General features: G+C 74.7%; 21 protein-coding genes and 1 riboswitch. Of the genes, 5 read left to right on the forward strand and 16 right to left on the reverse strand.

Going from position 1 to position 25,670, the window contains the following annotated elements; translation table 11 throughout:
- Positions 1-95: 95 nt before the first annotated feature.
- Positions 96-226, reverse strand: a riboswitch (FMN riboswitch).
- A gap of 281 nt (positions 227-507) precedes the next feature.
- A complete protein-coding gene (locus ACWERV_RS11660; RefSeq protein WP_452931687.1) occupies positions 508-1,686 on the reverse strand; it encodes an ROK family transcriptional regulator in 1,179 nt (392 codons plus the stop codon).
- Positions 1,687-1,759: 73 nt separating this feature from the next.
- Here ACWERV_RS11660 and ACWERV_RS11665 point away from each other — a divergent pair, with 73 nt between their 5' ends.
- Positions 1,760-2,983: an MFS transporter gene (locus tag ACWERV_RS11665; protein ID WP_452931690.1), complete on the forward strand. Its 1,224-nt coding sequence runs from the start codon at positions 1,760-1,762 to the stop codon at positions 2,981-2,983.
- Positions 2,984-3,040: 57 nt separating this feature from the next.
- Here ACWERV_RS11665 and ACWERV_RS11670 read toward each other — a convergent pair whose 3' ends face one another.
- On the reverse strand, positions 3,041-4,477 hold the full coding sequence (locus ACWERV_RS11670) for a uracil-xanthine permease family protein (protein ID WP_452931693.1): 1,437 nt from the start codon (positions 4,475-4,477) through the stop codon (positions 3,041-3,043).
- Between the two features lie 367 nt (positions 4,478-4,844).
- Positions 4,845-5,687: a helix-turn-helix transcriptional regulator gene (locus tag ACWERV_RS11675; protein ID WP_452931696.1), complete on the reverse strand. Its 843-nt coding sequence runs from the start codon at positions 5,685-5,687 to the stop codon at positions 4,845-4,847.
- Positions 5,688-5,842: 155 nt separating this feature from the next.
- Here ACWERV_RS11675 and ACWERV_RS11680 point away from each other — a divergent pair, with 155 nt between their 5' ends.
- Both ACWERV_RS11680 and ACWERV_RS11685 read left to right on the forward strand, forming a co-directional pair.
- On the forward strand, positions 5,843-6,706 hold the full coding sequence (locus tag ACWERV_RS11680; RefSeq protein WP_452931698.1) for an NAD-dependent epimerase/dehydratase family protein: 864 nt from the start codon (positions 5,843-5,845) through the stop codon (positions 6,704-6,706).
- Between the two features lie 82 nt (positions 6,707-6,788).
- The gene (locus ACWERV_RS11685) at positions 6,789-7,499 is read left to right on the forward strand and encodes a DUF5995 family protein (RefSeq protein WP_398180206.1); all 711 of its coding nucleotides are present in this window, start codon (positions 6,789-6,791) and stop codon (positions 7,497-7,499) included.
- Here ACWERV_RS11685 and ACWERV_RS11690 read toward each other — a convergent pair.
- The 8 genes from ACWERV_RS11690 to rpe all read right to left on the reverse strand — a co-directional run bounded on the left by ACWERV_RS11690 (position 7,460) and on the right by rpe (position 15,416).
- Positions 7,460-9,166: a flavin monoamine oxidase family protein gene (locus tag ACWERV_RS11690; RefSeq protein WP_452931702.1), complete on the reverse strand. Its 1,707-nt coding sequence runs from the start codon at positions 9,164-9,166 to the stop codon at positions 7,460-7,462. The genes ACWERV_RS11685 and ACWERV_RS11690 overlap by 40 nt on opposite strands.
- On the reverse strand, positions 9,163-9,951 hold the full coding sequence (locus tag ACWERV_RS11695; protein ID WP_452931703.1) for a carbon-nitrogen hydrolase family protein: 789 nt from the start codon (positions 9,949-9,951) through the stop codon (positions 9,163-9,165). The genes ACWERV_RS11690 and ACWERV_RS11695 overlap by 4 nt, the downstream gene beginning before the upstream one ends.
- 235 nt (positions 9,952-10,186) lie before the next feature.
- Positions 10,187-11,149 (reverse strand): PRC and DUF2382 domain-containing protein, encoded by a 963-nt coding sequence (locus tag ACWERV_RS11700; protein ID WP_452931706.1) that lies wholly within the window; start codon positions 11,147-11,149, stop codon positions 10,187-10,189.
- Between the two features lie 130 nt (positions 11,150-11,279).
- Positions 11,280-11,735: an Lrp/AsnC family transcriptional regulator gene (locus ACWERV_RS11705; RefSeq protein WP_031517638.1), complete on the reverse strand. Its 456-nt coding sequence runs from the start codon at positions 11,733-11,735 to the stop codon at positions 11,280-11,282.
- A gap of 21 nt (positions 11,736-11,756) precedes the next feature.
- Positions 11,757-13,205, reverse strand: a complete 1,449-nt coding sequence (locus tag ACWERV_RS11710; protein ID WP_452931708.1) for a GuaB1 family IMP dehydrogenase-related protein — start codon at positions 13,203-13,205, stop codon at positions 11,757-11,759.
- A 25-nt stretch (positions 13,206-13,230) separates the two neighbouring features.
- Positions 13,231-13,566, reverse strand: a complete 336-nt coding sequence (locus tag ACWERV_RS11715) for a barstar family protein (RefSeq protein WP_398180218.1) — start codon at positions 13,564-13,566, stop codon at positions 13,231-13,233.
- A gap of 75 nt (positions 13,567-13,641) precedes the next feature.
- Complete coding sequence (locus ACWERV_RS11720; protein ID WP_398180221.1) at positions 13,642-14,655, reverse strand: sugar-binding transcriptional regulator; 1,014 nt, start codon at positions 14,653-14,655, stop codon at positions 13,642-13,644.
- A gap of 95 nt (positions 14,656-14,750) precedes the next feature.
- Positions 14,751-15,416, reverse strand: a complete 666-nt coding sequence (gene rpe / locus ACWERV_RS11725) for a ribulose-phosphate 3-epimerase (protein ID WP_398180224.1) — start codon at positions 15,414-15,416, stop codon at positions 14,751-14,753.
- A gap of 186 nt (positions 15,417-15,602) precedes the next feature.
- Between rpe and ACWERV_RS11730 the strand changes: the two genes are divergently transcribed.
- The gene (locus ACWERV_RS11730; RefSeq protein ID WP_452931840.1) at positions 15,603-17,705 is read left to right on the forward strand and encodes an MMPL family transporter; all 2,103 of its coding nucleotides are present in this window, start codon (positions 15,603-15,605) and stop codon (positions 17,703-17,705) included.
- A gap of 24 nt (positions 17,706-17,729) precedes the next feature.
- Here ACWERV_RS11730 and ACWERV_RS11735 read toward each other — a convergent pair whose 3' ends face one another.
- The 3 genes from ACWERV_RS11735 to def are packed head-to-tail and all read right to left on the reverse strand — an operon-like array spanning position 17,730 to position 20,727.
- Entirely contained in the window at positions 17,730-19,172 is a 1,443-nt protein-coding gene (locus tag ACWERV_RS11735) for an RsmB/NOP family class I SAM-dependent RNA methyltransferase (protein ID WP_398180227.1), read from the reverse strand.
- Positions 19,173-19,226: 54 nt separating this feature from the next.
- Positions 19,227-20,159 carry a methionyl-tRNA formyltransferase gene (gene fmt, locus ACWERV_RS11740; RefSeq protein WP_452931713.1) on the reverse strand — a complete coding sequence of 311 codons (933 nt, stop codon included), beginning with the start codon at positions 20,157-20,159 and terminating at the stop codon, positions 19,227-19,229.
- A gap of 22 nt (positions 20,160-20,181) precedes the next feature.
- Positions 20,182-20,727, reverse strand: coding sequence for a peptide deformylase (gene def, locus ACWERV_RS11745; protein WP_452931716.1), 546 nt, complete (start codon positions 20,725-20,727; stop codon positions 20,182-20,184).
- A 154-nt stretch (positions 20,728-20,881) separates the two neighbouring features.
- Here def and ACWERV_RS11750 point away from each other — a divergent pair, with 154 nt between their 5' ends.
- Positions 20,882-21,301: a hypothetical protein gene (locus ACWERV_RS11750; RefSeq protein WP_398449455.1), complete on the forward strand. Its 420-nt coding sequence runs from the start codon at positions 20,882-20,884 to the stop codon at positions 21,299-21,301.
- 357 nt (positions 21,302-21,658) lie between these two features.
- Here the strand turns inward: ACWERV_RS11750 and ACWERV_RS11755 are convergent, their stop codons facing one another.
- Positions 21,659-23,713 carry a primosomal protein N' gene (locus ACWERV_RS11755; RefSeq protein ID WP_452931719.1) on the reverse strand — a complete coding sequence of 685 codons (2,055 nt, stop codon included), beginning with the start codon at positions 23,711-23,713 and terminating at the stop codon, positions 21,659-21,661.
- A 601-nt stretch (positions 23,714-24,314) separates the two neighbouring features.
- Positions 24,315-25,529: a methionine adenosyltransferase gene (metK, locus tag ACWERV_RS11760; RefSeq protein ID WP_398180243.1), complete on the reverse strand. Its 1,215-nt coding sequence runs from the start codon at positions 25,527-25,529 to the stop codon at positions 24,315-24,317.
- Positions 25,530-25,670: the final 141 nt, after the last annotated feature.

Here is a 25,670-nt window from a genome sequence, read left to right on the forward strand (position 1 = left end):
GGCTTCGACGCGCGTACACACCCGACACCCCACCTTGCGGCACCGGCAGATCGACCCGACCTGCCGCCGTGGCGGCGCACCGTCGTGAACGCCCGCCGCGCACTGCCTCCCATCCGGACTTTCACCGTCGGTCCAGGAATTTCACCTGGTCAACCGGCCGCTGGATGCGGTCGGGTCGCGGACTGTAACCGCCGGTTCGGAATTACACCGACCCCGGAGTGCGCGTACGTCACTAAGTACGTCCCCCAGTCTGCCACGCCGGACCGGCACGGCTCCAGGGCGTTTCACCGCACTCCTCCCCCGGCGGGTGTGTGCTCCGCCACTGCGGCCGCCCGGCGCGCGCGGGCGCGCCGCCCCACCCGCCCGCGCCGCCACAGCCGTCACCAGGGCGTTCCTCCGTTCCCGCACCGGTACGGCTCCGCGCCGTGGCGGGGATCAGCACCGGAACGCCGCCGCGGCCCGGCCCCGTACCGGATCTCGCCCCTCGGGATCTCAGCCCGCGGGATCTCAGCCCGCGGGGGCGAAGACCGCCTCCTGGGCCGAGTCCATCGCCGTGATGACCGCGCCGCGCAGGATGGGGCCGGACGGGATCGCGGTGGGCACCACCGTGGTCCGCAGCGGGGAGAGGCGGGCCAGCCGGTCGCCGACGCGGTCGGCGAGGTCCTGGCCGCCGGCCGCCCCCACCTCGCCCGCCAGCACCAGCAGCCCGGGGTCGAGGACCGCGCAGATCGCGGAGGCGCCCACCGCGATCCGGGCGGCCAGCTCGTCGAGGAAGCCGGGGGTCCCGGTGCGCACCGCGTCCGCGGCGGCCGCGGCGTCGGCGGGGGCGGCGGTGCGGATGCCGTGCTCGGCGGCCAGCGCGCACACCGCGCGGCTGCCGGTGAGCCCGTGGAAGCCGTCGTCGCAGTTGGTGGCGGTGGGCAGCCGCCCGGAGGTGGACACCGGCAGGAAGCCGACCTCGCCCGCGCCGCCGGAGAAGCCGCGCCGCAGCCGCCCGTCGAGTACGAGGGCGGCGCCGACTCCGCCGCCGATCCACAGCAGGACGAACGTCTCGTCGGGGGCGCCGCCGCGCACCCGCTGCTCGGCGACCGCGGCGAGGTTGACCTCGTTCTCCAGCAGCACCGGCACCCCGCTCCTGCGGCGGACCTCGTCGACGAGGTCGCCGTGCCAGGCGGGCAGTTCGCCGGTGACGGCGAGCCGCCCGGTGACCGGGTTGACCAGGCCGGGCGCGCCGCAGGCGACGGTGTGCAGGGCGGTGCCGCCGGCCGCGCCGAGCAGCAGGTGCACGCCGCGTTCGACGGTGGCGGCCGGGTCGGCGTCCGGGGCGACGGTCAGCGCGGCCCGGGTGACGGTGTGGCCGAGGAGGTCGGCGATCTCCACGCCGACGCTGTCCACCCGCACGTCGAGCCCGGCGACATGGGCGCGGTTTGCGACGATGCCGTAGACGCGCGCGTTCGGGCCGCGGCGCGCGGCGCCCGACTCCCCGACGACCTCGATCAGGCCGGACTCCTGGAGGCGCTCGACGAGGTCGGCGACGCTGGGCCGGGAGAGCCCGGTGAGCTCCTTCAACTGCGCGGCGGTGAGCGGCCCTTCCTGCTGGAGCAGGCGCAGGGCGAGCCGGTCGTTGATGGCTCTGGCCGTACGCGGTGACGCGTTCCTGGCGGGGTGCGCGCGGGTGGCGGTCATGCGGGCGATCCTTCCAGACCGGTGGCTGCCCGGGACTTAACTTTCAGGCAGGCTTCCTGATAGTTTACGCACCATGACGACGAGCGCCCCCGACACCAGCTGGACACCCGCCCGGGTACGCCGCTCCCACCTGGCCATCGCCACGGTCTTCGCGGTGCACGGCGCCGTCCAGGGCACCTTCGCCACCCGCATCCCGTGGATCAAGGACCATCTGGGGCTCAGCGCGGGCGAACTGGGCATCGCGCTGGTGTGCCCGGCGATCGGCTCGGTGCTGATGATGCCGCTGGCCGGGCGGCTGATGCACCGGCTGGGCTCACGCGCCGCGCTGCGGATGCTGCTCGCCCTGTGGTGCGCGGTCCTGGTGCTGCCGCCGCTGGCCCCCGGGCTGCCGTTCCTGTGCCTGGCGCTGCTGGCGTTCGGCGCGAGCGCCGGCATGGCCGACGTCGTGATGAACGCGGTCGGCGTCGCCGTCGAGGAGCACAAGGGCAAGTCGATCATGTCCGGCCTGCACGGCATGTGGAGCGTCGGCACCCTGGTCGGCGCCGCCGTCGGCGTGCCGGCCGCGCACGCCCGGCTGGACGGGCGGATCCACCTCGGGGTGGTCGCCGCGGTGCTGGTGGCCGTGGCGCTGCTGCTGTCCTCGCAGGTGCCCGACCTGCACCCGGCGGCGGACGAGGACGCGCCGCCGCGCTTCGCGCTGCCGCCGAAGTCCGCGCTGGTGATCGGCGCGATCGGGTTCTGCGGCGTCTTCGCCGAGGGCGGCACCGCCGACTGGTGCGCGGTCTTCCTGCGCGACATCGCGCACGCCTCGCCCGCGATAGCCGCGCTCGCCTACACCGCCTTCTCCTGCACGATGGCCACCGCCCGGCTGCTGGGCGACATCGCGGTCCGCCGGCTCGGCGCAGTCCTGGCGATCCGGGTGGGCGGCGTGATCGCCACCGCGGGCGGCCTGCTGGTGGTGTTCGCCCACTCCCCGGCCCCGGGCATCGCGGGCTTCGCGCTCATCGGCGTGGGCATCTCGGTCGTGGTGCCGCTGTGCTTCGCGGCCGCCGGGCGCAGCGGGTCCAACCCGGCCCGGACGATCGCGGGCGTCGCGACCGTCACGTACACCTCGGGCCTGGTGGCGCCCGCCGCGATCGGCGGCATCGCCGGGGCGTCGTCGCTGACCGTCTCCTTCGGCCTGGTCACGGTCCTGACGCTGGGCCTGGTGTTCGGCGCGGGCGTCGTCGGGACGCACGGGGCGAGCCGCAAGGTCGCGGGCGGCACGCCCGAACCGGCCCCCGTGGCAGCCGAGTAGCACCCCAGAGCCCGCCGGGGGGCGGGGGCCCCGACCGGAGTGGGAGCCGGTCCGGTGTCATCCGCCCCCCGGCGTATCCGCTCCCCCGGCGCCTTCGCCGCCGGATCCCCCGCCGGAACCGGCGTCCGGTCCGCCGTCCGGTCCGCCGCCCGCGCCGAAGGAGCCCGTGCGCAGGTACGCGGGCGCGACCAGGCGCGCCACGTGGTAGCCGACGAGCACCAGGACGGTGCCGAGCGCGATGCCGCTCAGCGAGAAGGTGTCGGTGATCTTCAGGGTGACGTTGCCGATGCCCGCGACGACACCGCCCGCGATCGGCACCAGGTTGACGGGGTTGGCCAGGTCGACCCGGTTCTCCACCCAGATGCGCGCGCCGAGCAGGCCGATCATGCCGTAGAGGATGACGGTGATGCCGCCGAGCACCCCGCCGGGGATCGCCGCGATCACGGCGCCGAACTTGGGGCACAGGCCGAAGAGGATCGCGAAGCCCGCGGCCGCCCAGTAGGCGGCGGTGGAGTAGACCCGGGTCGCGGCCATGACGCCGATGTTCTCGGCGTAGGTGGTGGTGGCCGGGCCGCCGAAGGCGCTGGAGAGCACGGTGGTGCCGCCGTCGGCGGCGATCGCGGTGCCGAGTACGGAGTCCAGCCGGTCGCCGGTCATCTCGCCGACGGCCTTGACGTGCCCGGCGTTCTCCGCGATGAGCGCGATCACCACGGGCAGTGCGACGAGCACCGCGGAGCCGTCGAAGGAGGGCGCGTGGGTGCTCGGCCAGCCGAACCACGCGGCGTGGCCGACCTCGTGCAGGTCCAGCCGCCAGTGGCCGCCGGTGTGCCCGGTGGCCGTGTGGTGCACGCCGATCCGGCCGAAGACGCGGTCGAACAGCCACGAGATCCCGTAGCCGAACAGCAGCCCGAGGAAGATCGCGATCCGTCCCGCGAAGCCGCGCAGCCCCACCAGCGCGAAACCGGTGAACAGCAGGGTCAGCAGCGCGGTCCACTGGTCCTGCGGCCAGTACGTGCCGGCCGCGACCGGCGCGAGGTTGAAGCCGATGAGCAGCACCACCGCGCCCGTCACCGGCGGCGGCAGCACCGCGTGCACGACGCCCGGCCCGAGCGCGCGCACCGCGAGCCCGCACGCGCACAGCACCGCCCCGACGACGAGCAGCGCCCCGGTGAGGGTCGCGCTGTCGCCGCCCTGCGCTCGGATGGTCGCGGCCACGCCGACGAAGGCCAGGCTGCTGCCGAGGTAGCTGGGGACGCGTCCGGCGGTCGCGAGCAGGAACAGCACGGTGGCCACGCCCGACATCAGCACGGCCAGGTTGGGGTCGAGGCCCATCAGGACGGGGGCCACGAACGTCGCGCCGAACATCGCGACGACGTGCTGCGCGCCCAGCCCCACCGTGCGGCCCCAGCTGAGGCGTTCGCCGGGCCGGACCACCTCGCCGGGGCGCGGGCTGCGGCCGTCGCCGTGCACCGTCCAGCCCACTCCGCGCACCATGTGCCCGCTCCTCGCCGCCGCCCGCCGCCGCTTGCGCCCTCAACGTAAGCGGCACGGCACGGGCGGCACGGGCGCGGAAGGGCCGCCGGACCGCGGGGTTCATACGGTCGGCGCACACGTCGCGAAGGGGGCCTGCGGTGCGGAGCGCTCACGCAGCGGCCGGTCAGTGGTTCGGCGGACGCGCACGGGGGAATCGCGCCCGCCGAACCGAAGCCCACGTTACCGGCGCCTGCCGCTCGGAAGGGAGCCCGCAACGGGCAATTCATTCCGCGGGATTACGCCATGGCACAGGCGCGCATTCACCTGCCGTGTCCCGCACGGCAGTTGAGCTGCCGTCAGGCCCGCACGCGGGGGAACAGCAGTACGATCAGCGGGCCGTCAGATCCTGCAGTCCGACCACCCGCAGGAGCTGTAGCCGCTCGTACGACTCGCTGCCCGGCCGCGCGGTGTAGACGATGAGCTGCTGGTCGTGCCCGGCGCTCAGCAGCACCTCGCAGTCCAGTGTCAGCTCCCCCACCACCGGGTGCACGAAGCGCTTGGCGTCCGAGCGGCGCACCGCGACCTGGTGCTCGTCCCACAGCCGGGAGAACTCCGCGCTCACCGCCCGCAGTTCGGCCACCAGTGCGGCGGCGCGCGGGTCGTCGGGCCGGGCGGCGAGCACCGCGCGCAGGTTGGCCACGCTCGCGCGGGCGTGGTGCTCGCGGTCCTCCGCGGGGAAGATCGCGGCGGCGGACGGGTCGGTGAACATCCGCCGCATCATGTTGCGCATCGCGGGCGGCCGGGCCGACACGTCACCGCTGAGGGCGACCGACATCGCGTTCTGCGCGAGGACGTCGCCGATGTCGCTGACGACCTGGGCGGGCGTGTCGTGCAGCCGGTCCAGGACCAGCAGCAGGCCGGGGCGCACGTGCCCGCTGCCGGCGGTGTCCCGCGGCGGCTCCTGCCCGCACACGTGGAAGAGGTGGTCGCGCTCGTCGGCGGTCAGCCGCAGCGCGCGGGCCAGCGTGGTGAGCATCTGCCGGGACGGATGCGGGCCGCGGGACTGCTCCAGCCGGGTGTAGTAGTCCACCGACATGCACGCCAGCTGGGCGACCTCCTCCCGGCGCAGTCCCGGGGTGCGGCGGCGTGCGCCGCCGTTCAGGCCCACGTCCACGGGTGCCAGGCGGGCGCGGCTGCGGCGCAGGAAGTCGGCGAGTTCTGGTCGGTCCACCCCTCCAGCATGCGGCCGGCGGGGCGGGCTATCCAGGGAGTGCCACTCCCTGGATCGGCAGGTCTCTCCCGGCCCGGACGGGGCCGCCGCAGGGTGGAGGGCGCCGGCGGACGCGTCCCGTCCGCCGCGCACCGCACCGATCCCAGGAGGACACCATGAGGATTCTGGTCACCGGGGCCACCGGCCAGGTCGGCCGCCGCTTCGTCCCGCGGCTGCTGCAGCGCACCGGCCCGGACGACACCGTACGCGTGCTGGTCCGCGACGAGGCGCGGGCCGAGCCGCTGGCCCGCGCGGGGGCCGAGGTGCTGGCGGGCGACCTGCGCGAGCCCGCGGACGTCGCCAGGGCGCTGGAGGGCGCCGACGCGGTCGTCAACGTCGCCGCGGCCTTCCGCGGGGTGCCGGACGACGAGTGCATGGCGGTCTGCCGGGACGCGGCCGTCGCGCTCGGCGAGGCCGCGGCCGCCGCGGGCGTGACCCGCTTCGTCCAGGTCAGCACCAATCTGGTGTACGGCACCGGGCACGGCAGGCCGTCGGTCGAGGACGACGTCCCGGTCCCCGGCGGGCGCATGTGGGGCGCCTACCCGGCGGCGAAGAAGGAGGCCGAGGACCGGCTGCTGGCGCTGCACCGCGAGCGCGGCCTGGACGTGCGGGTGGCGCGGCTCGCCTTCGTCTACGGCGAGGGCGATCCGCACCTGGCGGACTCGCTGCGCTGGGCGGGCGGCTGGGCGGCGCACATGCGGCTCCAGACGGTGCACCACGCCGACGTGGCGCAGGGCGTCCTGCGGGTGCTGTACGCGCCCGGGGTGGCGGGCCGGATCTACAACGTCGCCGACGACGCCCCGGTCTCCGCGGCCGAACTGCACTGGCTGAACGGTGTCCCGGTCCCCGAGGGCAGTACCGACCGCCCGCTGGAGGACCCGTGGGAGGGCGTCGTCTCCACCGTCCGCATCCGCGACGAGCTGGGCTACCGCCCGCTCTTCCCCTCGGTGTGGACGGCCCGCGACGCGGGCGCGCTCTGACACGCACCCGCACGGGTGGCGCGGACCGGTGCCGCGGTGCGGCGTACGGGAGTTGCCGGGCGGGCGCGGACAGACTGGGCGCATGACGACCGACGTAGCCGCCGTGCTGGAGCGGATGCGGGCCACCGACGCGGGCCTGCCGTACGGGGACGGCGTCGCCGTCTTCACCCGGGTCTACGCCTCCGTGACCGAGGAGGTCGAACGGCGGCTCGCGGGCGGCGACTTCACCGACCGGGTGGTCGCGGCCCGGCTCGCGGTGCGGTTCGCCGGGCGCTTCCTGGCGGCGGTCGAGGACGACGCGGCGGGCCGCCGCCCGCCCGCGTGCTGGCGCCCGCTGTTCACGCTGCGCGCCCACCCGGGGGTGCGGCCGCTGCAGTTCGCGCTGGCCGGCATCAACGCCCACGTCGGGCACGACCTGGCCCTCGCGGTGCTGGACACCTGCCGCGCGACGGGGCTCGGGATCGCCGCGCTCGAAGCGGACTTCGACCGGATCGGCGAGGTGCTCACCGGCATCGAGGAGCGCGTCCGCGAGGAGCTGATGCCCGGCCCAGACCTGCTGGAGGCCGCCGACCCGCTCACCCACCTGGTGGGGTCCTGGTCGCTGGCCCGCGCCCGGGACGCGGCCTGGGCGGCGGCCCGGCTGCTGTGGGCGCTGCGCGGCTCGCCCGCCGCGTACGACGAGTGCGTGAGCCGGCTGGACGCGGGCGTGGGGCTGGTCGGCCGGCTGCTGCTGACCCCGGCCGGGTGCGGGGGTCAGTCCTCGGGCAGCAGTACCGGCGCCAGCTCGTCGTAGCGGTCGCCGGGCCCGGGGTTGAGCGGGTCGGTGGCGCCGCCGAGGTGGCGCATGACGCCCCACACCGCGTTGAGCGCGGTCTGCACCGCGCCCTCGGCCCACCCGGCGGTCCACGAGATGTCGTCGCCCGCGAGGAACAGCCCGCGCCGGTCGGCGGGCAGCGCGTCCTGCACGAAGTGCGTGAACAGCCGCCGCTGGTAGCGGTAGTGGCCGGGCAGGTTCGCCTTGAAGGCGCCCATGAAGTACGGCTCGTTCTCCCACGAGACGGTCACCGGGTTGCCGATGACGTGCTTCCTGATGTCGACGCCCGGGTAGATCTCGGCGAGCGAGCCGAGCATGACCTCCATCCGCTCGTGGGCGCTCAGCGGCAGCCATTTGAGGCTGTCGTCGCTCCAGGTGTACGACAGGCAGATCGCGGCCGGCCGGTCCGGCCCCTGCTCCAGCAGATAGGTGCCGCGGGTCATCCGGTCGGTGAGCGTCATCGACATCACGTCCCGCCCGGTGCGCGGGTCCCTGTCCCGCCAGAAGGGCCGGTCCACGGGCACGAAGAGCTTGCTGGACGCCATGTAGTGGGTGCGTTCGATCGCGGTCCAGTGGTCGATCGGGAAGAGCGCGTCGTCGCAGGCGATCTTCGACAGCAGCATCCAGCTCTGCGCGGTGAAGACCACCGCCTTGTACGAGCGGATGTCGCCGGTGGTGTCGGTGACCGTGATCCGGTTGCCCGCGGTGCGGTGCAGCCCGGTGACGGCCGGGCGCGGGGCGCCGCCGTCGTGCAGCGAGGCCAGCGAGGTGCCGCGGGGCCAGTGCACGGCCTTGTCGGGGGCCTTCTCCCACAGCCGCAGCGGCAGTTGCCGGCTGCCGCCGTCGATGCTGCGGTGGTCGTCGTCGGCGCCGGTGTAGACGACCCGCAGGATCTCCAGGATCGAGTTGGGGAAGTCGGTGTCCCAGCCGCCGGTGCCGAAGCCGACCTGCCCGAAGATCTCCCGGTGCCGGAAGGACCGGAAGGCGGGCGAGTCGCACAGGAAGCCGTAGAAGGTCTGGTTGTCCAGCCGCTCCACCAGCGCGGACCATATCCGGCGGATCTCCGGGACGTCCCGCTCGCGCAGCGCGCGCTGCATCGAGGAGAAGTCGGCGCCCTCCTCCAGGCAGGCGTTCCAGGCGTGCATCACCTGGTGGTAGACCTCGGGCAGGTCGTCGAGCGACGTGGCGTAGTGCGTCTCGCCCTTGAGATCGACGACGGTCGACGGGGTCGCGGGCGCCAGCGGGTTGGGGAAGGGCGAGCTCCGCAGGCCGACCAGGTCCGCGTAGTGCCAGAAGGCGGTGGAGGACGGTGGGAAGCGCATCGCGCCCATCTCCGCGGTCAGTTCCGGGTCGCAGCCGTCGAAGCCGACGGTACGCAGCCGCCCGCCGATCCCGTCCGCCTCGTAGACCACCGGCCGCAGGCCCATGGTCAGCAGCTCGTACGCGGCCACGATCCCGGACAGCCCGCCGCCGACGATCGCGACCTCCGTGCCGTGCTCGGCCGGCGGCACCGCGCCCAGCCCCGCCGGATGGGCGAGGAAGTCGTCGTAGGGGAAGGGGAAGTCGGGGCCGGACATCGTCACGGGCGGCTGGGTCTGCGCCTCGATGTGCTGCTCGTCGTGGACGGCGGTGGGCACGGACGTCATGTGCGGGGGCTCCTGGCGGTGAGGGTGGGGTAGAGGTCGGGCCGGCGGTCGTCGAGGTACGGCGTGGCCGCGCGCGCCTCGGCGATCCGCGCGGGATCGGCGTCGCCGAACAGCACGCCGGGACCCGCCCCGGCCCGCGCGGCGACCTCGCCGTCGGGCCCGGCCAGGCAGCTCAGCCCGGCGAAGTCGTAGCCGCCCTCCGGGCCGCAGCGGTTGGCGTAGGCGACGAACAGCCCGTTCTCGTACGCCCGCGCCGGTACGAGCAGCCGCGGCACCGCCTCGTACGGCCGCATCAGCGCGGTGGGCACCGCCAGCACGTCGGTGCCGGCCAGCGCGTGCGCGCGCACCGCCTCGGGGAATTCCACGTCGTAGCAGACGAGCAGGCCGATCACGAGGCCGTCCAGCTCGGCCTGCACGACCGGCTCGGCGCCGGGCGCGAAGGCGGCACGCTCGCCCTCGCCGTACAGATGCGCCTTGCGGTACGTGGCCCGTACGGTGCCGTCCGGCCCGACGAGCCGGACGGTGTTGCGGACCGTGTCGCCGTCGCGCTCGGGCCAGCCGTACACCACGGCGAGCCCGTACTCCGCCGCGACCCGGGCCGCGCACGCGGCGGCGGGCCCGTCCGCGCCCTCCGCGAGCTCGGCCGCCCGCGGGCCCAGCACGTAGCCGGTCCACGACAGCTCGGGCGCGACCATGAGCCGCGCCCCGCCGCGCGCGGCCTCGCGCGCCGTCGCCTCGAACGCGGCCCCGCCGGGCGCCACCCCCTGAGCCAGCGCGATCCGCACCCCGTACTCCTTCTTTTCCGCAGGTCACCCCGTACGACTCGACGCTACGTACGGGGTGCGGCGCGCTCAAGACCCATCCCTTGCGCGCTGCCGCCCGATCCGTTGCGCGTTTCCCGCCGCCGCCGGTGATCCGTTGCGTGGGGCCCGCGCCCCTGGGCCCCGGGCCCCGCGCGCAAGAAGGCGCCCGGTCTCCGGGGGGCCGGAGACCGGGCGGGGGACCGCCGAGAAGGGGCGGTCAGGGGGTGTCACCCGGGAGGGGGTCCGAGGGGGACTCCATGTCCGCCTCGATCCTTTCCTTCCGCACCCGCCCGTGGACCTTCTTCTGCTCCACGTGCTCCTCGACCCGCATCCGCACCCGTTCCTTGGGGACGACCTCCGTCTCGACGACGGGGCTCTCCTCGTGCAGGGTCACGTAGCTCTCGGCCTCGCTGATCTCGCGACCGGAGCGCAGGGCCTCGCGGTCGGTGGCGCTCAGCGGTTCGCGCTCGACCTTGACCTCCTCGTGGCGTACGGGGACGGTCTGCTCGACCTCCTCGACCTCGACGAACTTGCGCAGCCTGGCCTTGCCCGAGGCGTGGCGTTCGACCTTGACGTGCATCTCCTCCTCGGAGCGGGTCAGGGCCTCGTTCTCCGCTCCGGCGGCGGTGCCGCGCTCGGGTGCGCCCGTGCGGCCGGGCATCCCGGAGGTGCCCATGCCGGCCCCGGCGCCCGCGCCCGCCCCCGCGGCGGCGGACTTCTCGTCCGTCCCGCCCGGGGTGTCGGCCCCGGTGTCCCGCGCGGAGCGCTTCGTGCCCGCCGCGGCGCCTGCCGCCCCGGCGGCCCCGCCCGCGGCGGCGGCCTTCTTGCCCGAGGTGTCGGCGGACTCGCTCTTGTCGCCGCTGCGCTCGATGCCGTAGTAGCGGTAGAGGTGCTGCTCCTCCTCCACCGACAGGTGGCCGCCGGAGTCGACGTCGACGTTCGGCGCGCCCTTGATCTTCTCCCGCGCGTACGGCACCTCCAGGTGGTCCTGGACAAGCCGCGCGGAACGGGTCGGCACGAAGGTCTCGTTGCTGCCGAAGAACCCGGTCTTGACCGTCACCCACTCGGGGGCTCCGGTGTTGTCGTCCAGGTACATGTGCTTGGCGTCGCCGACCTTCTTGCCCTCGGCGTCATGGACCGGATGGCCCACCACCTGGGGTATCTGTTCGCGCGTGATCATGTCGCCTCCTACGGGCTGCCGTGACCTGGGAACGGTCACTGAACGGATTACCCGGGAGGATCCGGCAAAACCTAACGAACCAGACATTTTGCCCGATGTGTCGTGCGGCGGCCCGCGACACCGGGCGCGATCAGCCGGGACTGCCCGCCCCGTAGCGGCGCAGCAGCGGCGAGAGCACCAGCACCGACTTGGTCCTGGTCACGAAGGGCTCACCGGCGATGCGCTCCAGCACCTGCTCGAAGTGCCGCACGTCGGCGGCGAAGACCTGCACCACCGCGTCCGCCTCGCCGGTCACGGTCGAGGCGGACGCCACCTCCGGGTAGCGGGACAGCCCGCGCCGGATGTCGTCCGGCGAGGTGTTGTGGCGGCAGTACAGCTCCACGAGGGCCTCGGTCTGCCAGCCGAGCGCGGCCGGATCGACCCGCACGGTGAAGCCGGTGATGGCCCCCGCCGCCCGCAGCCGGTCCACCCGGCGCTTGACGGCGGGGGCCGACAGGCCCACCTCGGCGCCGATGTCGGCGTAGGTGCGGCGGGCGTCGGCGGCCAGCGCGTGGACGATGCGTTCGTCGAGTTCGTTGAGCGGCACGAGGCCCGACGCTACCGCCGGCTACTGCCAGCTGGCGTGCAAGGGCTTGCCCTCGGCGTATCCCGCGGCGCTCTGGATGCCGACGATCGCGTTGCGCTCGAACTCCGCGAGCGAGCCCGCGCCCGCGTACGTGCACGCGCTGCGGACCCCGGCGATGATCGAGTCGACCAGGTCCTCCACGCCGGGCCGCACCGGGTCCAGGTACATCCGCGAGGTGGAGATACCCTCCTCGAAGAGCCCCTTGCGCGCCCGGTCGTACGCCGACTCCTCGGCGGTGCGGTTGCGGACCGCGCGGGCCGAGGCCATGCCGAAGGACTCCTTGTAGAGCCGCCCGTCCGCGGCCTGCTGGAGGTCGCCGGGCGACTCGTACGTCCCCGCGAACCACGAGCCGATCATGACGTTGGAAGCACCGGCCGCGAGCGCCATCGCGACGTCCCGCGGGTGCCGTACGCCGCCGTCCGCCCAGACGTGCCTGCCGTGCCGGCGCGCCTCGGCGACGCACTCCAGGACGGCGGAGAACTGCGGGCGGCCCACCCCGGTCATCATCCGGGTGGTGCACATCGCGCCGGGTCCGACGCCGACCTTGACGATGTCGGCGCCCGCCTCGATGAGGTCGCGGGTGCCCTCGGCGGACACCACGTTGCCCGCGACGACCGGCACCCCCGGGTCGAGCGCCCGGACCGCGCGGACCGCGGCGAGCATCGACTCCTGGTGGCCGTGCGCGGTGTCCACCACGAGGGTGTCCACCCCTGCCTCGAGCAGCTGCGCCGCCTTGCCCGCCACGTCCCCGTTGATGCCGACCGCCGCGGCGATCCGCAGCCGCCCCTCGGCGTCGACGGCGGGCTGGTAGAGCGTGGCGCGCAGCGCGGCCGTACGGGTGAGGATGCCGGCGAGCCGGCCGTCGGCGTCGACGGCGGGGGCGAGCTTGCGGTGGGCGTCCTCCAGCCGGTTGAAGGCGTCCCGCGGGTCTATGCCGGCGTCGAGCACCAGCAGGTCGGCGGACATCACCTCGGACAGCTGGGTGAAGCGGTCCACGCCCGTCAGGTCGGACTCGGTGACGACACCGACCGGGCGGCCGTCCTCGACGACCACGCCTGCGCCGTGCGCCCGCTTGGGCAGCAGCGACAGCGCGTCGGCGACGGTCTGGCCGGGGGCCAGGGTGATCGGGGTGTCCAGCACCAGGTGGCGCCGCTTGACGTAGCCGACCACGTCGGCGACGACATCGATCGGAATGTCCTGCGGGATGACGGCGAGCCCGCCGCGGCGGGCCATCGTCTCGGCCATCCGGCGGCCGGCGACGGCGGTCATGTTGGCGACCACCAGCGGAATCGTGGTGCCGGTCCCGTCGGGGGCCCGAAGGTCCACACCCTGCCGGGAGCCCACCGCGCTGCGGCTCGGCACCATGAAAACGTCGTCGTACGTAAGGTCGTACGGAGGCTGAACATCATTGAGGAAACGCACGTACTTCATATTTGCATGCGGAGGTCGGCGGTGCCTACGGAGGAACATCCGGCTCTTGACCGGGGCCCTTCGTGTCTTCCTCCAGGACCACCCGCAGCTCGGTGTCGGTGCCCCGCCAGAACAGCTCGGCGTCCCGCAGGATGTCCCGGACGATCCGCCACTCGCGCGGCAGCGCCGCCGCGAAACCGGACCAGCCGCGGACGTCCAGCCGCCGCCCGTCCGGTCCGGCGGGCCACCACGACAGGTCGGTGAGGCAGTCGGCGAGCGAGTCCCAGGTACGGCCGAACCACTCCGGCAGGGCCAGGTCGGCGGTGCACCGGTCCATGAACGCCTGCCGGTCGGCGACGCCGGTCAGGTCGAGCACGAGCATGCGCCGATGCTGCCACAGCGGACGCCGGGGCGCGCGGCAGCGGCGCGCCGGGCCGTCTGTGCGCGTCAGCGGCCGTCAGTGGTCGTCGGGGTCTGCCCGCTCCAGCGCCGGGCGCTCCGGGGCGCGGGTGTCGGCCAGCAGCCGGTCGGCGGCGGCGATGTCCGTGACCAGGCTGGTGACCAGGCCGGAGCGCAGCACCGCGTCGATCGCGGCGGCCTTGCGCGTACCGCCCGCGATGGCCACCACCTCGGGGATGCGGCGCAGCCGGTCGGCGTCGATCGTGATGCAGCGCTCCCCCAGGTCGCGGCCCACCCGGCGGCCGGCCGCGTCGAAGAGGTGCGAGGACATCTCGGCGGCCACCCCGAGCCCGGCGTAGTGCTCGCGCTCCTCGTCGGTGAGCGCGTCGTGGACCGTGGAGACCCCCGCCTCCCACGAGCCGACGGACACCACCGCGACGGTCACCTTGTCGTAGTGGCCCATGACGGCGGCGATACCGCTCTGGCCGCGCAGCGCGGCGGCGGTGGCCGGGTCGCCGAGCACCATCGGCGCGTACAGCGGGTGCGCCTCGCCGCCGGAGACGGCGGCCGCGGTGCGCACCGCCTCGACCGAGCCGCGCTCGGCGGTGCCGACGTCGTAGACACCGGTGAGCTGGACGACGGTGCAGGGGGCGAGCCGGTCGATGGCGTTGGCCATGGTGATGATGGAGCGGCCCCAGGCCAGGCCCAGCACGTCGCCGTCGGTGACCAGCTCGCCGAGCAGCCCGGCGGCGACCGCGCCCAGGTTCTCCGGGTCGGGGGCGTCGGCCTGGTCCGGCGGGGTCTGCACGACGACCGCGTGCCGCAGCCCGTAGTGCGCGCGCAGCGCGTCGGAGCGTTCGGCGTCCAGTTCGGCCGGGACCCGGATCTCGATCCGCACCAGCTCACGCTCCAGCGCGGTCTCCAGGACCCTGGCCACCTTGAAGCGGCTCACGCCGAACTCCTCGGCGATCTGGATCTTGGACTTGCCCTCCAGGTAGAAGCGACGTGCCATCGCCGCCGCCTGGACCATCTCCCCTGGGCCCATGCGCGCGTGCGCGCGGCCTGTGCTCACGTCCGTCTCTCCCCAGTCGCCCGGCCGGTCCGGCTTCTCCGCCATCCTCGCAGACGCCGGGGGTTACGGGCGCGTAGCACCCGGCGGACGGAGGATCAGTGCCGGTGCGCCGAGGCGGCCTGCTCCCGCAGGGCCCGGACCGCCGCCGCCGGGTCGGCGGCGCCGTACACCGCGTTGCCCGCCACGAAGTTGTCGGCGCCCGCCTCCGCGCAGCGCTCGATGGTCTCGGCGGACACCCCGCCGTCCACCTGGAGCCACATCTCCAGACCGTGCCGGTCGATCAGCTGCCGGGTGCGGCGGATCTTCGGCAGCATGATGTCCAGGAACCTCTGCCCGCCGAAGCCCGGCTCCACGGTCATGACCAGCAGCATGTCGAGTTCCGGCAGCAGGTCCTCGTACGGCTCGATCGGGGTCGCCGGACGCAGTGCCATCGACGCGCGGGCGCCCTTGGCGCGGATCTCCCGGGCGATGCGGACGGGCGCGGCCGCGGCCTCGACGTGGAAGGTCACCGACGAGGCGCCGGCCTCGACGTACGCGGGCGCCCAGCGGTCCGGGTCCTCGATCATCAGATGGCAGTCCAGCGGCGTCCCGGTCGCCTTGTGCAGCGACTCCACCACCGGCAGACCCAGCGTCAGGTTCGGCACGAAATGGTTGTCCATGACGTCCACATGGAGCCAGTCGGCACCCTCGACCGCCCTGGCCTCGTCGGCCAGCCGGGCGAAGTCCGCGGACAGGATGCTGGGGCTGATCTGCACGCTCATGGCCCCCAGCAAACCAGATCGCCGCGGCCTGCGGAAACCCGGTACGGGCCGGGCCGCGCGGGACCCGCGTCCGCCGCGGCCGACGGGCGCGGCCCGAACACCGGTGCCATGCTGGGACCGGCCCGCCCCGCGTACCTGCCGGGGTGTCACGGGGCCACCTCCGAGCGGATCGTGGGGGTCACGCGGATGGCGGGCACGGCAGGACGGCTGGCGCACCTGGTCACCGGACGGCGCAGCAAATGGGTCGTGCTGGCCCTGTGGGTGGTCGTCCTCGTCGCCCTCGCCCCGCTGGCCACCAAGCTCATGGGCGCGGAGAAGAACGACGCGGCGAGCTGGCTGCCCGGCAACGCGGAGTCCACGAAGGTGCTCCAGCTGCAGAAGCAGTTCGTGCCCGAGTCCGCCCCCGCCGTCATCGTCTACACCCGCCCCGGCGGTCTCACCCCGGCCGACGTCGCCGTCATCGGCCGCGACACCGACGCCGTCCGCGCCATGACCGCGCACGGCATCATCGGCTCGCGCACCGTCGGCCCGCAGCTCGACCGCCGCCAGGACCCGCGGGCCGCCCAGGTCGTCGTGCCGATCGTGCTGGAGGAGAAGGGCTGGACGTCCGTCGAGGACGCGGTGAACGACCTGCGGGCCACCGCCTCCCGCGGCACCGACGGGCTCCAGGTCCACATCACCGGGCCCGGGGGCTTCGCCGCCGACTCCAACAAGGCCTTCGCCGGGATCGACGGCACCCTGCTCTTCGCGGCCCTCGCCGTCGTCGTGGTGATCCTGCTCGTCACCTACCGCAGCCTGACCCTGCTGCTGCTCCCGGTGATCTCCGTCATCGCCGCGCTCTTCACCACCGAGGCCCTCGTCTACCTGCTGGCCCGGCACGCGGGGCTCGTCGTCAACGCCCAGAGCGCCGGCATCCTGACGGTGCTGGTCTTCGGCGCCGGTACGGACTACGCGCTGCTGCTCGTGGCCCGCTACCGCGAGGAGCTGCGCCACCACGAGGACCGCCACGAGGCGATGGCCCTCGCCCTGCACCGCGCCGGGCCCGCCGTCGTCGCCAGCGCCGCGACCGTCGCCCTGAGCATGCTGTGCCTGCTCGCCGCCGACATGAACTCCACCTCGGGCCTCGGCCCGGTCGCCGCGATCGGCGTGGCCGTCGCCCTCACCTCGATGATCACGCTCTTCCCCGCGCTGCTGGTGATCGCCGGCCGCTGGGTCTTCTGGCCCGCGATCCCGCACGTCGGCACCCCCGAGCCGACCGCGACCGGACTCTGGGCACGCATCGGACAGCGCATCAGCCGCCGCCCCCGCCTGGTGTGGAGCACCACCGTCGTGATCCTCGGCGCCCTCGGCTTCGGCCTGTTCTCCATCAACGCGGACGGGCTGGCCCAGGCCGACAGCTTCACCGACACCCCGGACTCGGTCGTCGGCCAGCACCTCCAGGACCGCTACTTCCCCGCGGGCAGCGGCCAGCCCATGGTCGTCATCGCCCGCGCGGGCGCCGCCCCCCAGGTCACCTCGGCGCTGCGCTCGCTGCCCGGCGTCCTGCCCGCGAGCGTCGGCACCCCACCGGGCGTCACCCCGCAGAAGAACGGCCTGGTCTACCTGGAGGCCACCCTCACCCAGAAGCCCGACACCGACGCCGCCCGCCGCACCGTCGACCACGCCCGCGACGTCCTGCACGCGATCCCCGGCGCCGACGCGAAGGTCGGCGGCAGCACCGCGATCCAGCAGGACACCGCGCGCGCCTCCAGCCGCGACAACGTCCTGCTCATCCCGCTGATCCTGCTGGTCGTGCTGCTCATCCTCGCGGTGCTGCTGCGCGCGCTCGTCGCACCCCTGGTGCTCATCGCGACCGTCGTGCTGTCCTTCACCGCCGCGCTCGGCGTCAGCTCGCTGGTCTTCGCGCACGTCTTCGACTACGCGGGCGAGGACACCGCCTTCCCGCTGTTCGTCTTCGTCTTCCTGGTCGCGCTCGGCATCGACTACAACATCTTCCTGATGACCCGCATCCGCGAGGAGAGCGCGGCGCTGGGCACCCGGCAGGGCGTCCTGACCGGCCTCGCCGCCACCGGCGGCGTCATCACCTCCGCGGGCCTCGTCCTCGCCGGTACGTTCGCGGTCCTCGGCACGCTGCCGGTCGTCGCCTTCGCGGAGATCGGCTTCGCGGTGGCCTTCGGCGTCCTGCTGGACACGTTCGTGGTCCGCTCGGTCCTGGTGTCCGCGATCGCGCTCGACCTGGGCGACCGTACGTGGCTCCCCTCCCGCCTGGGGCGGACCCCTGCTGCGTAAGGCTCGCACCCCACAGGGGCAGGGTCAGGAAGTGCGGCGCAGGAGTGCCAGGAACATCGCGTCCGTGCCGTGCAGGTGCGGCCAGAGCTGGACGGTCGGGCCGGGCCCGAGGTCCGGGACGCCCGGGAGGTAGGGACGGGCGTCGAGGAGTTCGAGGCCCGGGGTGCGGGCGAGGACGTCCTCGACGACCTCCCGCGTCTCCGCGAGATGCGGCGAGCACGTGGCGTACCCGACGACACCGCCGACGCGCGTCGCGGCGACCGCCTCCGTGAGGAGGCCCCGCTGGAGCGGCCCAAAACCGCGGACGTCCTCCGCGCGGCGCCGCCAGCGGGCCTCGGGGCGGCGGCGCAGGGCGCCCAGCCCGGTGCAGGGGACATCGACGAGGACCCGGTCGAAGGAGCCGGGCGCCCACACCGGGCGGGTGCCGTCGGCGACGAGGACCTGGTACGGCCCGGGGTTGCCGGCCAGCGAGCGGCCGACGAGCCGGGCGCGGTGCGGCTGCTTCTCGACGGCGACGAGCCGTGCCCCGCGCCCCGCGGCGAGCCCGGCGAGCAGCGCGGCCTTGCCGCCGGGGCCCGCGCAGCCGTCGAGCCAGCGCTCGTCACGGCCCTCGACGGGCACCGCGGCGAGGGCGGCGGCGACGAGCTGGCTGCCCTCGTCCTGGACGCCGGCCAGGCCCTCGGCCACGGCCGGCACCGCGGCGGGGTCGCCGCCCTCGGCGAGCCGCAGGGCGTAGGGCGACCAGCGGCCGGGTTCGGTGGCGCCGTCCGGCATGGAGGCGGCGACGTCCGCGGCGGTGGTACGGCCGGGGCGGGCGACGAGGGTGACCTCGGGCCGGGCGTTGTCGGCGGCGAGCAGTTCCTCGACGCCGGTCCGGCCGCCGCCGAGCGCGTCCCACAGGGCGGAGACGATCCACCGCGGGTGCGAGTGGACGACGGCGAGGTGCCCCTCGGCGTCGTCCTCGTAACGCGGCGCGACACGCTCCAGCCAGCCGTCGAGGTCGTGCGCGGCGACCTTGCGCAGCACCGCGTTGACGAACCGGGCGCGGCCCTCGCCCAGCACCACGCGGGCCAGGTCGACGGTCGCGGAGACCGCGGCGTGCGGCGGGATGCGGGTCGCGAGCAGCTGGTGCGCGCCGAGCGAGAGCACGTCGAGCACCGGCGGATCGACCTCGCGCAGCGGCCGGTCGACGCACGCGGCGATGACCGCGTCGTAGGTGCCCTGGTTGCGCAGCGTGCCGTAGACCAGCTCGGTGGCCAGCGCCGCGTCCCGCCGGTCGAAGGAGCGGTCCTGGGCGGCGGCCTCGCGCTCGGCGGTGCGCAGCAGTCCGGGCAGGACCAGGTTGGCGTACGCGTCCCGTTCGTCGACGGCGCGCAGCGCCTCGAACGCGAGGACCCGCACGGGGTCGCGCTGCGGGCGCCGGTGGGGGGTGCCCTGGGGGCGACGCTGCTGGTGTCTGCCGTTCACTGCGCTCTGTTTCGTCACGATTGTCGTCGAACCCGGTAAGCCTACGCCGTACGGTCAGCGGCCGAGGACCGTGCCGGCGGGCGGCTGGACGCCGCGGGCCCAGTCGGCGGCGGGCATCCGCTTCTTGCCCTGCGCCTGCACCTCGCCCAGCAGGACCGCGTGGCTGCCCGTCCCGACATGCACGGCGTTCTTCGCGACGGCCAGCTCGCCGGGCGCGAGGTCGGTGCGGTCGGGCGCGGGCGTGACGGGGCCGAGCTTGAGCCGCTCGCCGCCGATCAGCGTCCACGCGCCCGGGGCCGGGGTGCAGCCGCGTACCAGGCGATCGACCCGCAGGGCGGGCGCGGACCAGTCGACCTCGGCGTTCTCGACGGTGAGCTTCGGCGCGAGGGTGACCCCGTCGTCGGGCTGCTCGCGCGCGACGAGGGAGCCGTCCTCGATGCCGTCCATCGTGGCGACCAGCAGCCCGGCGCCGCTGACCGCGAGCCGTCCCAGCAGGTCGCCGCTGGTGTCCTTCGGCCGCACGGCCTCCGTCACGACCCCGTAGACCGGCCCGGAGTCCAGGCCCTCCTCGATCAGGAAGGTGGAGGCCCCGGTCATCTCGTCCCCGGCCATCACCGCGTGCTGCACGGGGGCGGCGCCGCGCCACGCGGGCAGCAGCGAGAAGTGCAGGTTGACCCAGCCGTGCCGGGGCACGTCCAGCGCGACCCGGGGCAGCAGCGCCCCGTACGCGACGACCGGGCAGCAGTCCGGGGCGATCTCCCGCAGCCGCTCCAGGAACTCGGGCTCGCGCGGCCTGCCGGGCTTGAGCACCTCGATCCCGGCCTCCTCGGCGCGCTGCGCGACCGGGCTGGCCACGAGCTTGCGGCCGCGCCCGGCGACCGCGTCCGGCCGGGTCACGACGGCGGCGACCTCGTGCCGCCCGGCGGCGATCAGGGCGTCGAGCGCGGGGACGGCGACCTCGGGGGTGCCGGCGAAGACGAGCTTCATCGTGCGGGTGTGCCTCTCTCGGTTACCGGCCGCGGCCGAAGGTGTCGTGCGGCGACACCCTGACCTCGGGCGGGATCTCCCCCGCCCACTCGGCCTCACGGATCGCCCGCATCGCCGCCGCCTGCTGCTCGGCGTCCAGCCGGTCGACGAACAGGATGCCGTCCAGGTGGTCGGTCTCGTGCTGGATGCACCGCGCCAGCCGCTGCGTCCCGCGGATCTCCAGCGGCTCGCCGTACATGTCCAGCCCCCGGGCCACCACTTCCAGCGCCCGCCGGCAGTCGTACGTGAGCCCCGGGATCGACAGGCAGCCCTCCGGACCGTCCTGCACCTCCTCGCCCAGCGTCAGCTCCGGATTGACCAGATGCCCCAGCTCGCCGTCCACGAAGTAGGTGAACACCCGTAGCGGCACGCCCAGTTGCGGCGCCGCGAGCCCGGCGCCGGGCGCGGCCTGCATCGTCTCGGTCAGATCCCGCACCAGGGCGCGCAGTTCGGCGTCGAAGTCCGTCACCGGACGCGCCACCTCACGCAGCACCGGATCGCCGAACAGGCGGATGGGCTTGACGGTCACGTGGGGCCTCTCCTGCCGGACGGGGAACGGCTGCCAATTCTAGATCCCCGGGGGTGCGCGACCCACCGCACGCCCCCAGGGCGTGACTCCCGAGGCCGGTGGCGCGTTGGTCAAGAGAGTTCGACCCGTCACCGTCGGTTGGAGAGGCCTGTTGATGCCCGACCACGCAACCCCTGACGCCCAGGCGCGGGCCAGTCTGCACCTGCTGGTGCGGGACATCGAAAGGGTCCGCCGCCAGGCGGACGCGCTGCGGACGCTCACCGCCCAGCTGGGCAACGTCTACCGCCCGCGGCGCGGCGGCCCCACCGCCGGCTTCGTCGTCTACGGCCGCGCGCCCGCCCCCACGGTGCGGCTCGCGCAGGAGCTCCGGGACAGCGTCGAGACCCTCGTGACCGCGGCGGTCGAGTTCGACCGCTCCCTCGGCTTCTCCTGGGACGCGGTGGGCTCCGCCCTGGGGGTGACCAAACAGGCGGTCCACCGCCGCTACGGAGGGCGCCGCCCGCCCGTCCCGCCCCCGCTCCCGGAGGACGCCCCCCTCCCGGACCCCCTCCTCCCCAGCCCCCGCAACGGTTAGCTGCGCGAGGCTACGGATACGGCGTCGGGCGCCCGCCATTCCCGCTGGCGGGTGCGGCGCCCCGCGGGGTCTCCCCGGCGGGAGGCACGTGCACGCCCGCGTGTGGGCCGCGCTCGCCGTCAGGGGGCGAGCGGGCAGTCCCCCGTCTTTCCTCGTCCCCCACCGGGCGGGACGCCGCCGACGCTCCCGGAGGGGGACGGTCCGGGGTGCCGCCGCAGATATGCGCGTTCAGGGGCTGCCGCCCAGGTCATGAGGTCGGACGCGCATTCCGAGGAGCTGCCCCGGGGCGACACCCGACCGCCCACCCGTGGCACCGGCAGACGGCCGAACAACGGTGGGCGGGCGGACGAACGAGAACTACCCGATGTCCGCCGGGTCGAGGCGGACAGCGACCGGCTCCCCCCCACCCCGCGCGGCCCGCGCAACCCGCGCCTCCCGCAGCGCCAGCGCCAGCGCGCCCCCGCTCCCCGGCGGCACCCGCAACAGCACCCTCTCCCCGCCCGACGGCTCCGGCACCGGCCCCAACTGGTCCGCCCCCGGCGGAAGCCGCAGCACCGCGAGCAGCTCCGCGACCGCACCGGCCGGGCCGGAGACCGACGCCATCCGCGCCACCGGCGGAAACCGCAGCTCCGCCCGTTCCGCCAGCTCCCGCACGGCGTGCCCGGCGGGATCCCACCGGACCAGCGCCTGGACGGGGCGCAGCGTCGGCTCGGCGAGGACGACGACCGTGCCGCCCTCCCCCGCAGAACGCACCAGCGCCGCCGCCGCGGCCCAGCGCCGCAGCGCCTCCTCACCGGCCCGCAGGTCGGGCCGCCCGAGGAGGGCCCAGCCGTCGAGCAGCAGACCGGCCGCGTAGCCGGGCCCCTCGGCGACGGGCTCGGCGCCCGGCGTGGCGATGACGAGCGCGGGCGCGGCGCCGACGGAGGGCAGCACGGTGTCGCGGCCCGACGTCCGCACCGGCACCCGGGGGAAGGCGCGGCCCAGCTCCTCCGCGGTGCGGCGGGCGCCGACGACCTGGGCGCGCAGCCGGAAGCCGCCGCATTCGGGGCAGTGCCAGTCCGCGGCGGGGCGCCCGCACCAGCCGCACGCGGGTGTGCCGCCCTGCTCGCGCAGCTCCAGCGGCCCGGAGCAGGCGGCGCAGCGGGCAGCGGCACGGCAGGAGCCGCAGGCCAGCCGGGGGACGTAGCCGCGCCGCGGCACCTGCACGAGGACCGGGCCGCGGGCCAGCGCGTCCCGGGTGACCTGCCAGGCGAGCGAGGGCAGCCGGGCGGCGCGGGCGGCGGCGTCGCGGGCCTCGTCGGCGTCGCCGATCGTACGGATGAGCGGGGCCGCGGCCCGTACCTGGTCGCGGGCGGCGGCCAGCGGCAGCGCCCAGCCGCTGTCGACGAGCTGGGCGCCCTCGACGGTGCCGGTCAGGCCGCCGAGCAGGAAGGCGGTGCGCTCCTCGGTGGCGCGCAGCAGCAGGACGTCCCGGGCATGCGGGTAGGGCGCGCGCGGCTCGGAGTGGCTGGAGTCGCCGTCGTCCCACACGGCGACGAGGCCGAGATCGGCGACCGGGGCGAACATGGCGGCGCGGGTGCCGACGACGGCACGGACCGCGCCGCGGCTGACGGCGAGCCAGTTCCGGTAGCGCTCCTCGGGACCGGCGTCGGCGGTGAGCATGACGTGGTGGCCCTCGCCGAGCAGTTCGGTGAGGGCGGCGTCGGCGCGGGCGACGGCACGGCCGTCGGGCAGCACGGCGAGGGCGCCGCGGCCGGACGCGAGGGTCGCGGCCATGGCGCGGGCGAGTTCGGCGGGCCAGTGCGGGCCGGGGAGCGCGAGCCAGACCGCCCGCGGGGTGTCGCCGCGGGCGAGCGCCTGGAGGTAGCCGGGCCCGGTGGCGTACCGCGCCCAGCTGCCGGGTTCGGGGGCCGGGGGGCGGGGCGGCGGCTCGGGCGACTGATCCCGTTCCGCGCGGGCCATCCGGGGCGGCACGGCGAGCTGGACGACGTCGGCGAGCACACCGGCGTAGCGGTCGGCGACCTGACGGCACAAGGTGAGCAGCCGCGGGGTGAGGACCCGCTCGGTGGAGAGCACCTGGGCCAGCGGGGCGAGCGGCCCGGCGTAGTCGCTCTCGGCGCGGCGCTCGACGATGAAGCCGTCGTGCAGGGTGCCGCCTTCGCGCCGCCCCTTGACGACGCGGGCCCCGAAGCGGACGCGGACCCGTACGCCGGGCTGCGCGTCCGCGTCCATCGCGGCGGGCACGGCGTAGTCGAAGAACTGGTCCAGGTGCAGAAGTCCCTTGTCGACCAGCACGCGGGCGACCGGCAGCCCTTCGGCGAGGGCCGCACCGCGCCACGTCCGCGGCTTCGCCCTGCGGGCGGCGTCCCGGATGAGGGCGAGTTGCTCCGCCGGTTTGTCCTGGTCACTCACCCGGCAATCCTGCCAGACGCCTCCGACAGTACGCCCCGACCTGCCCACTGCGGTGGGCGCCGCGATCTTCCCCTGTCGGGGGCTGAGCACACAGGTGACTGCCACCTGGCGTGGCATGCCACCTTCCGCCCGGTGGGGGCTGGCCGCGCAGTTCCCCGCGCCCCCAGGTGACTGCCACTTGGCGTGGCATGCCATCTTCCCGCCCGGTGGGGGCTGGCCGCGCAGTTCCCCGCGCCCCTGAAAAACGGATGCCCTCGCCCGCAAAGGCAGTCACTCCCGGGCAAAGCCCCGAACAGCAGGGTGCTGACCCATGCCGCGCAGGGGAAACACCAGGGGCGCGTGGGGGCACCTCCCGGGCGGAGCCTGGGGGAGAACTGCGCGACCAGCCACCCACCGGCAGACGATCGCACAAAGCACCGCAACAGGCACCCCAGGGCGCAAGGGGCGCGGGGAACTGCGCGACCAGCCACCCACCGGCGGACGGTCGCGCAGAGCACCGCAAGGGGCAGCCCGGGGCGCCTCCCACGGGAAACAAGTGCAAGGCAAAGCCCCCCGCAGGGGACGGCGGGGGGCCGTCCTCCGCGAGGGGCCGGGAGCTGTCTCAGATGCCCGCGGCGGCGCGCAGCGCCTCCACGCGATCCGTCCGCTCCCACGTGAAGTCGGGCAGCTCACGCCCGAAGTGCCCGTACGCGGCGGTGGCCGCGTAGATCGGCCGCAGCAGGTCGAGGTCGCGGATGATCGCGGCCGGCCGCAGGTCGAAGACCTGCGAGATCGCCTGCTCGATCTTCTCGACGTCGACGTTCTCCGTGCCGAAGGTCTCGACGAAGAGCCCGACGGGCTCGGCCTTGCCGATCGCGTAGGCGACCTGGACCTCGCAGCGCGCCGCGAGCCCGGCGGCGACGACGTTCTTGGCGACCCACCGCATCGCGTACGCGGCGGAGCGGTCGACCTTGGACGGGTCCTTGCCGGAGAAGGCGCCGCCGCCGTGGCGGGCCATGCCCCCGTACGTGTCGATGATGATCTTGCGGCCGGTCAGGCCCGCGTCGCCCATCGGGCCGCCGATCTCGAACCGCCCGGTGGGGTTGACGAGCAGCTTGTAGCCCTCGGTGTCGAGCTTGATGCCGTCCTCGATGAGCGCCTTGAGCTCGACCTCGACGACGAACTCGCGGATGTCGGGCGCGAGCAGCGACTCCAGGTCGATGTCGGAGGCGTGCTGCGAGGAGACCACGACGGTGTCGAGGCGGACGGCCTTGTCGCCGTCGTACTCGATGGTGACCTGGGTCTTGCCGTCGGGGCGCAGGTAGGGGATGGTCCCGTTCTTGCGGACCTCGGTCAGCCGCCGGGAGAGGCGGTGCGCGAGGGTGATGGGCAGCGGCATCAGCTCGGGGGTCTCGTCCGAGGCGTAGCCGAACATCAGGCCCTGGTCGCCCGCGCCCTGCTTGTCGAGGTCGTCCTCGTTCGCGGCGCCCTCGACACGGGCCTCGTAGGCGGTGTCGACACCCTGGGCGATGTCCGGGGACTGCGCTCCGATGGACACCGACACGCCGCAGGATGCGCCGTCGAAGCCCTTCTTGGAGGAGTCGTAGCCGATGTCGAGGATCCTGCTGCGGACGAGGGTGGCGATGTCCACGTACGCGGTCGTCGTCACCTCTCCCGCGATGTGCACCTGGCCGGTGGTGATCAGCGTCTCGACCGCGACGCGCGAGGTGGGGTCGGCGGTCAGCAGGGCGTCGAGAATGGTGTCGCTGATCTGATCAGCGATCTTGTCCGGGTGGCCCTCGGTGACGGACTCGGAGGTGAAGAGGCGGCGGGACACATCGCTCCCTGGGGTTGCAGCGGCTGCTGGCTGATTCTTGGTGGAGTGCGCGGGGCTGCGCCCGGCACTCCGGCGGCAAGTTTATCGTTCGCGCCGCCCGAGCGGACACGACATCTCGTTCCTTGGATGCGGCATGACCTG

The organism is Streptomyces sp. NPDC004031 (genome assembly GCF_053604375.1).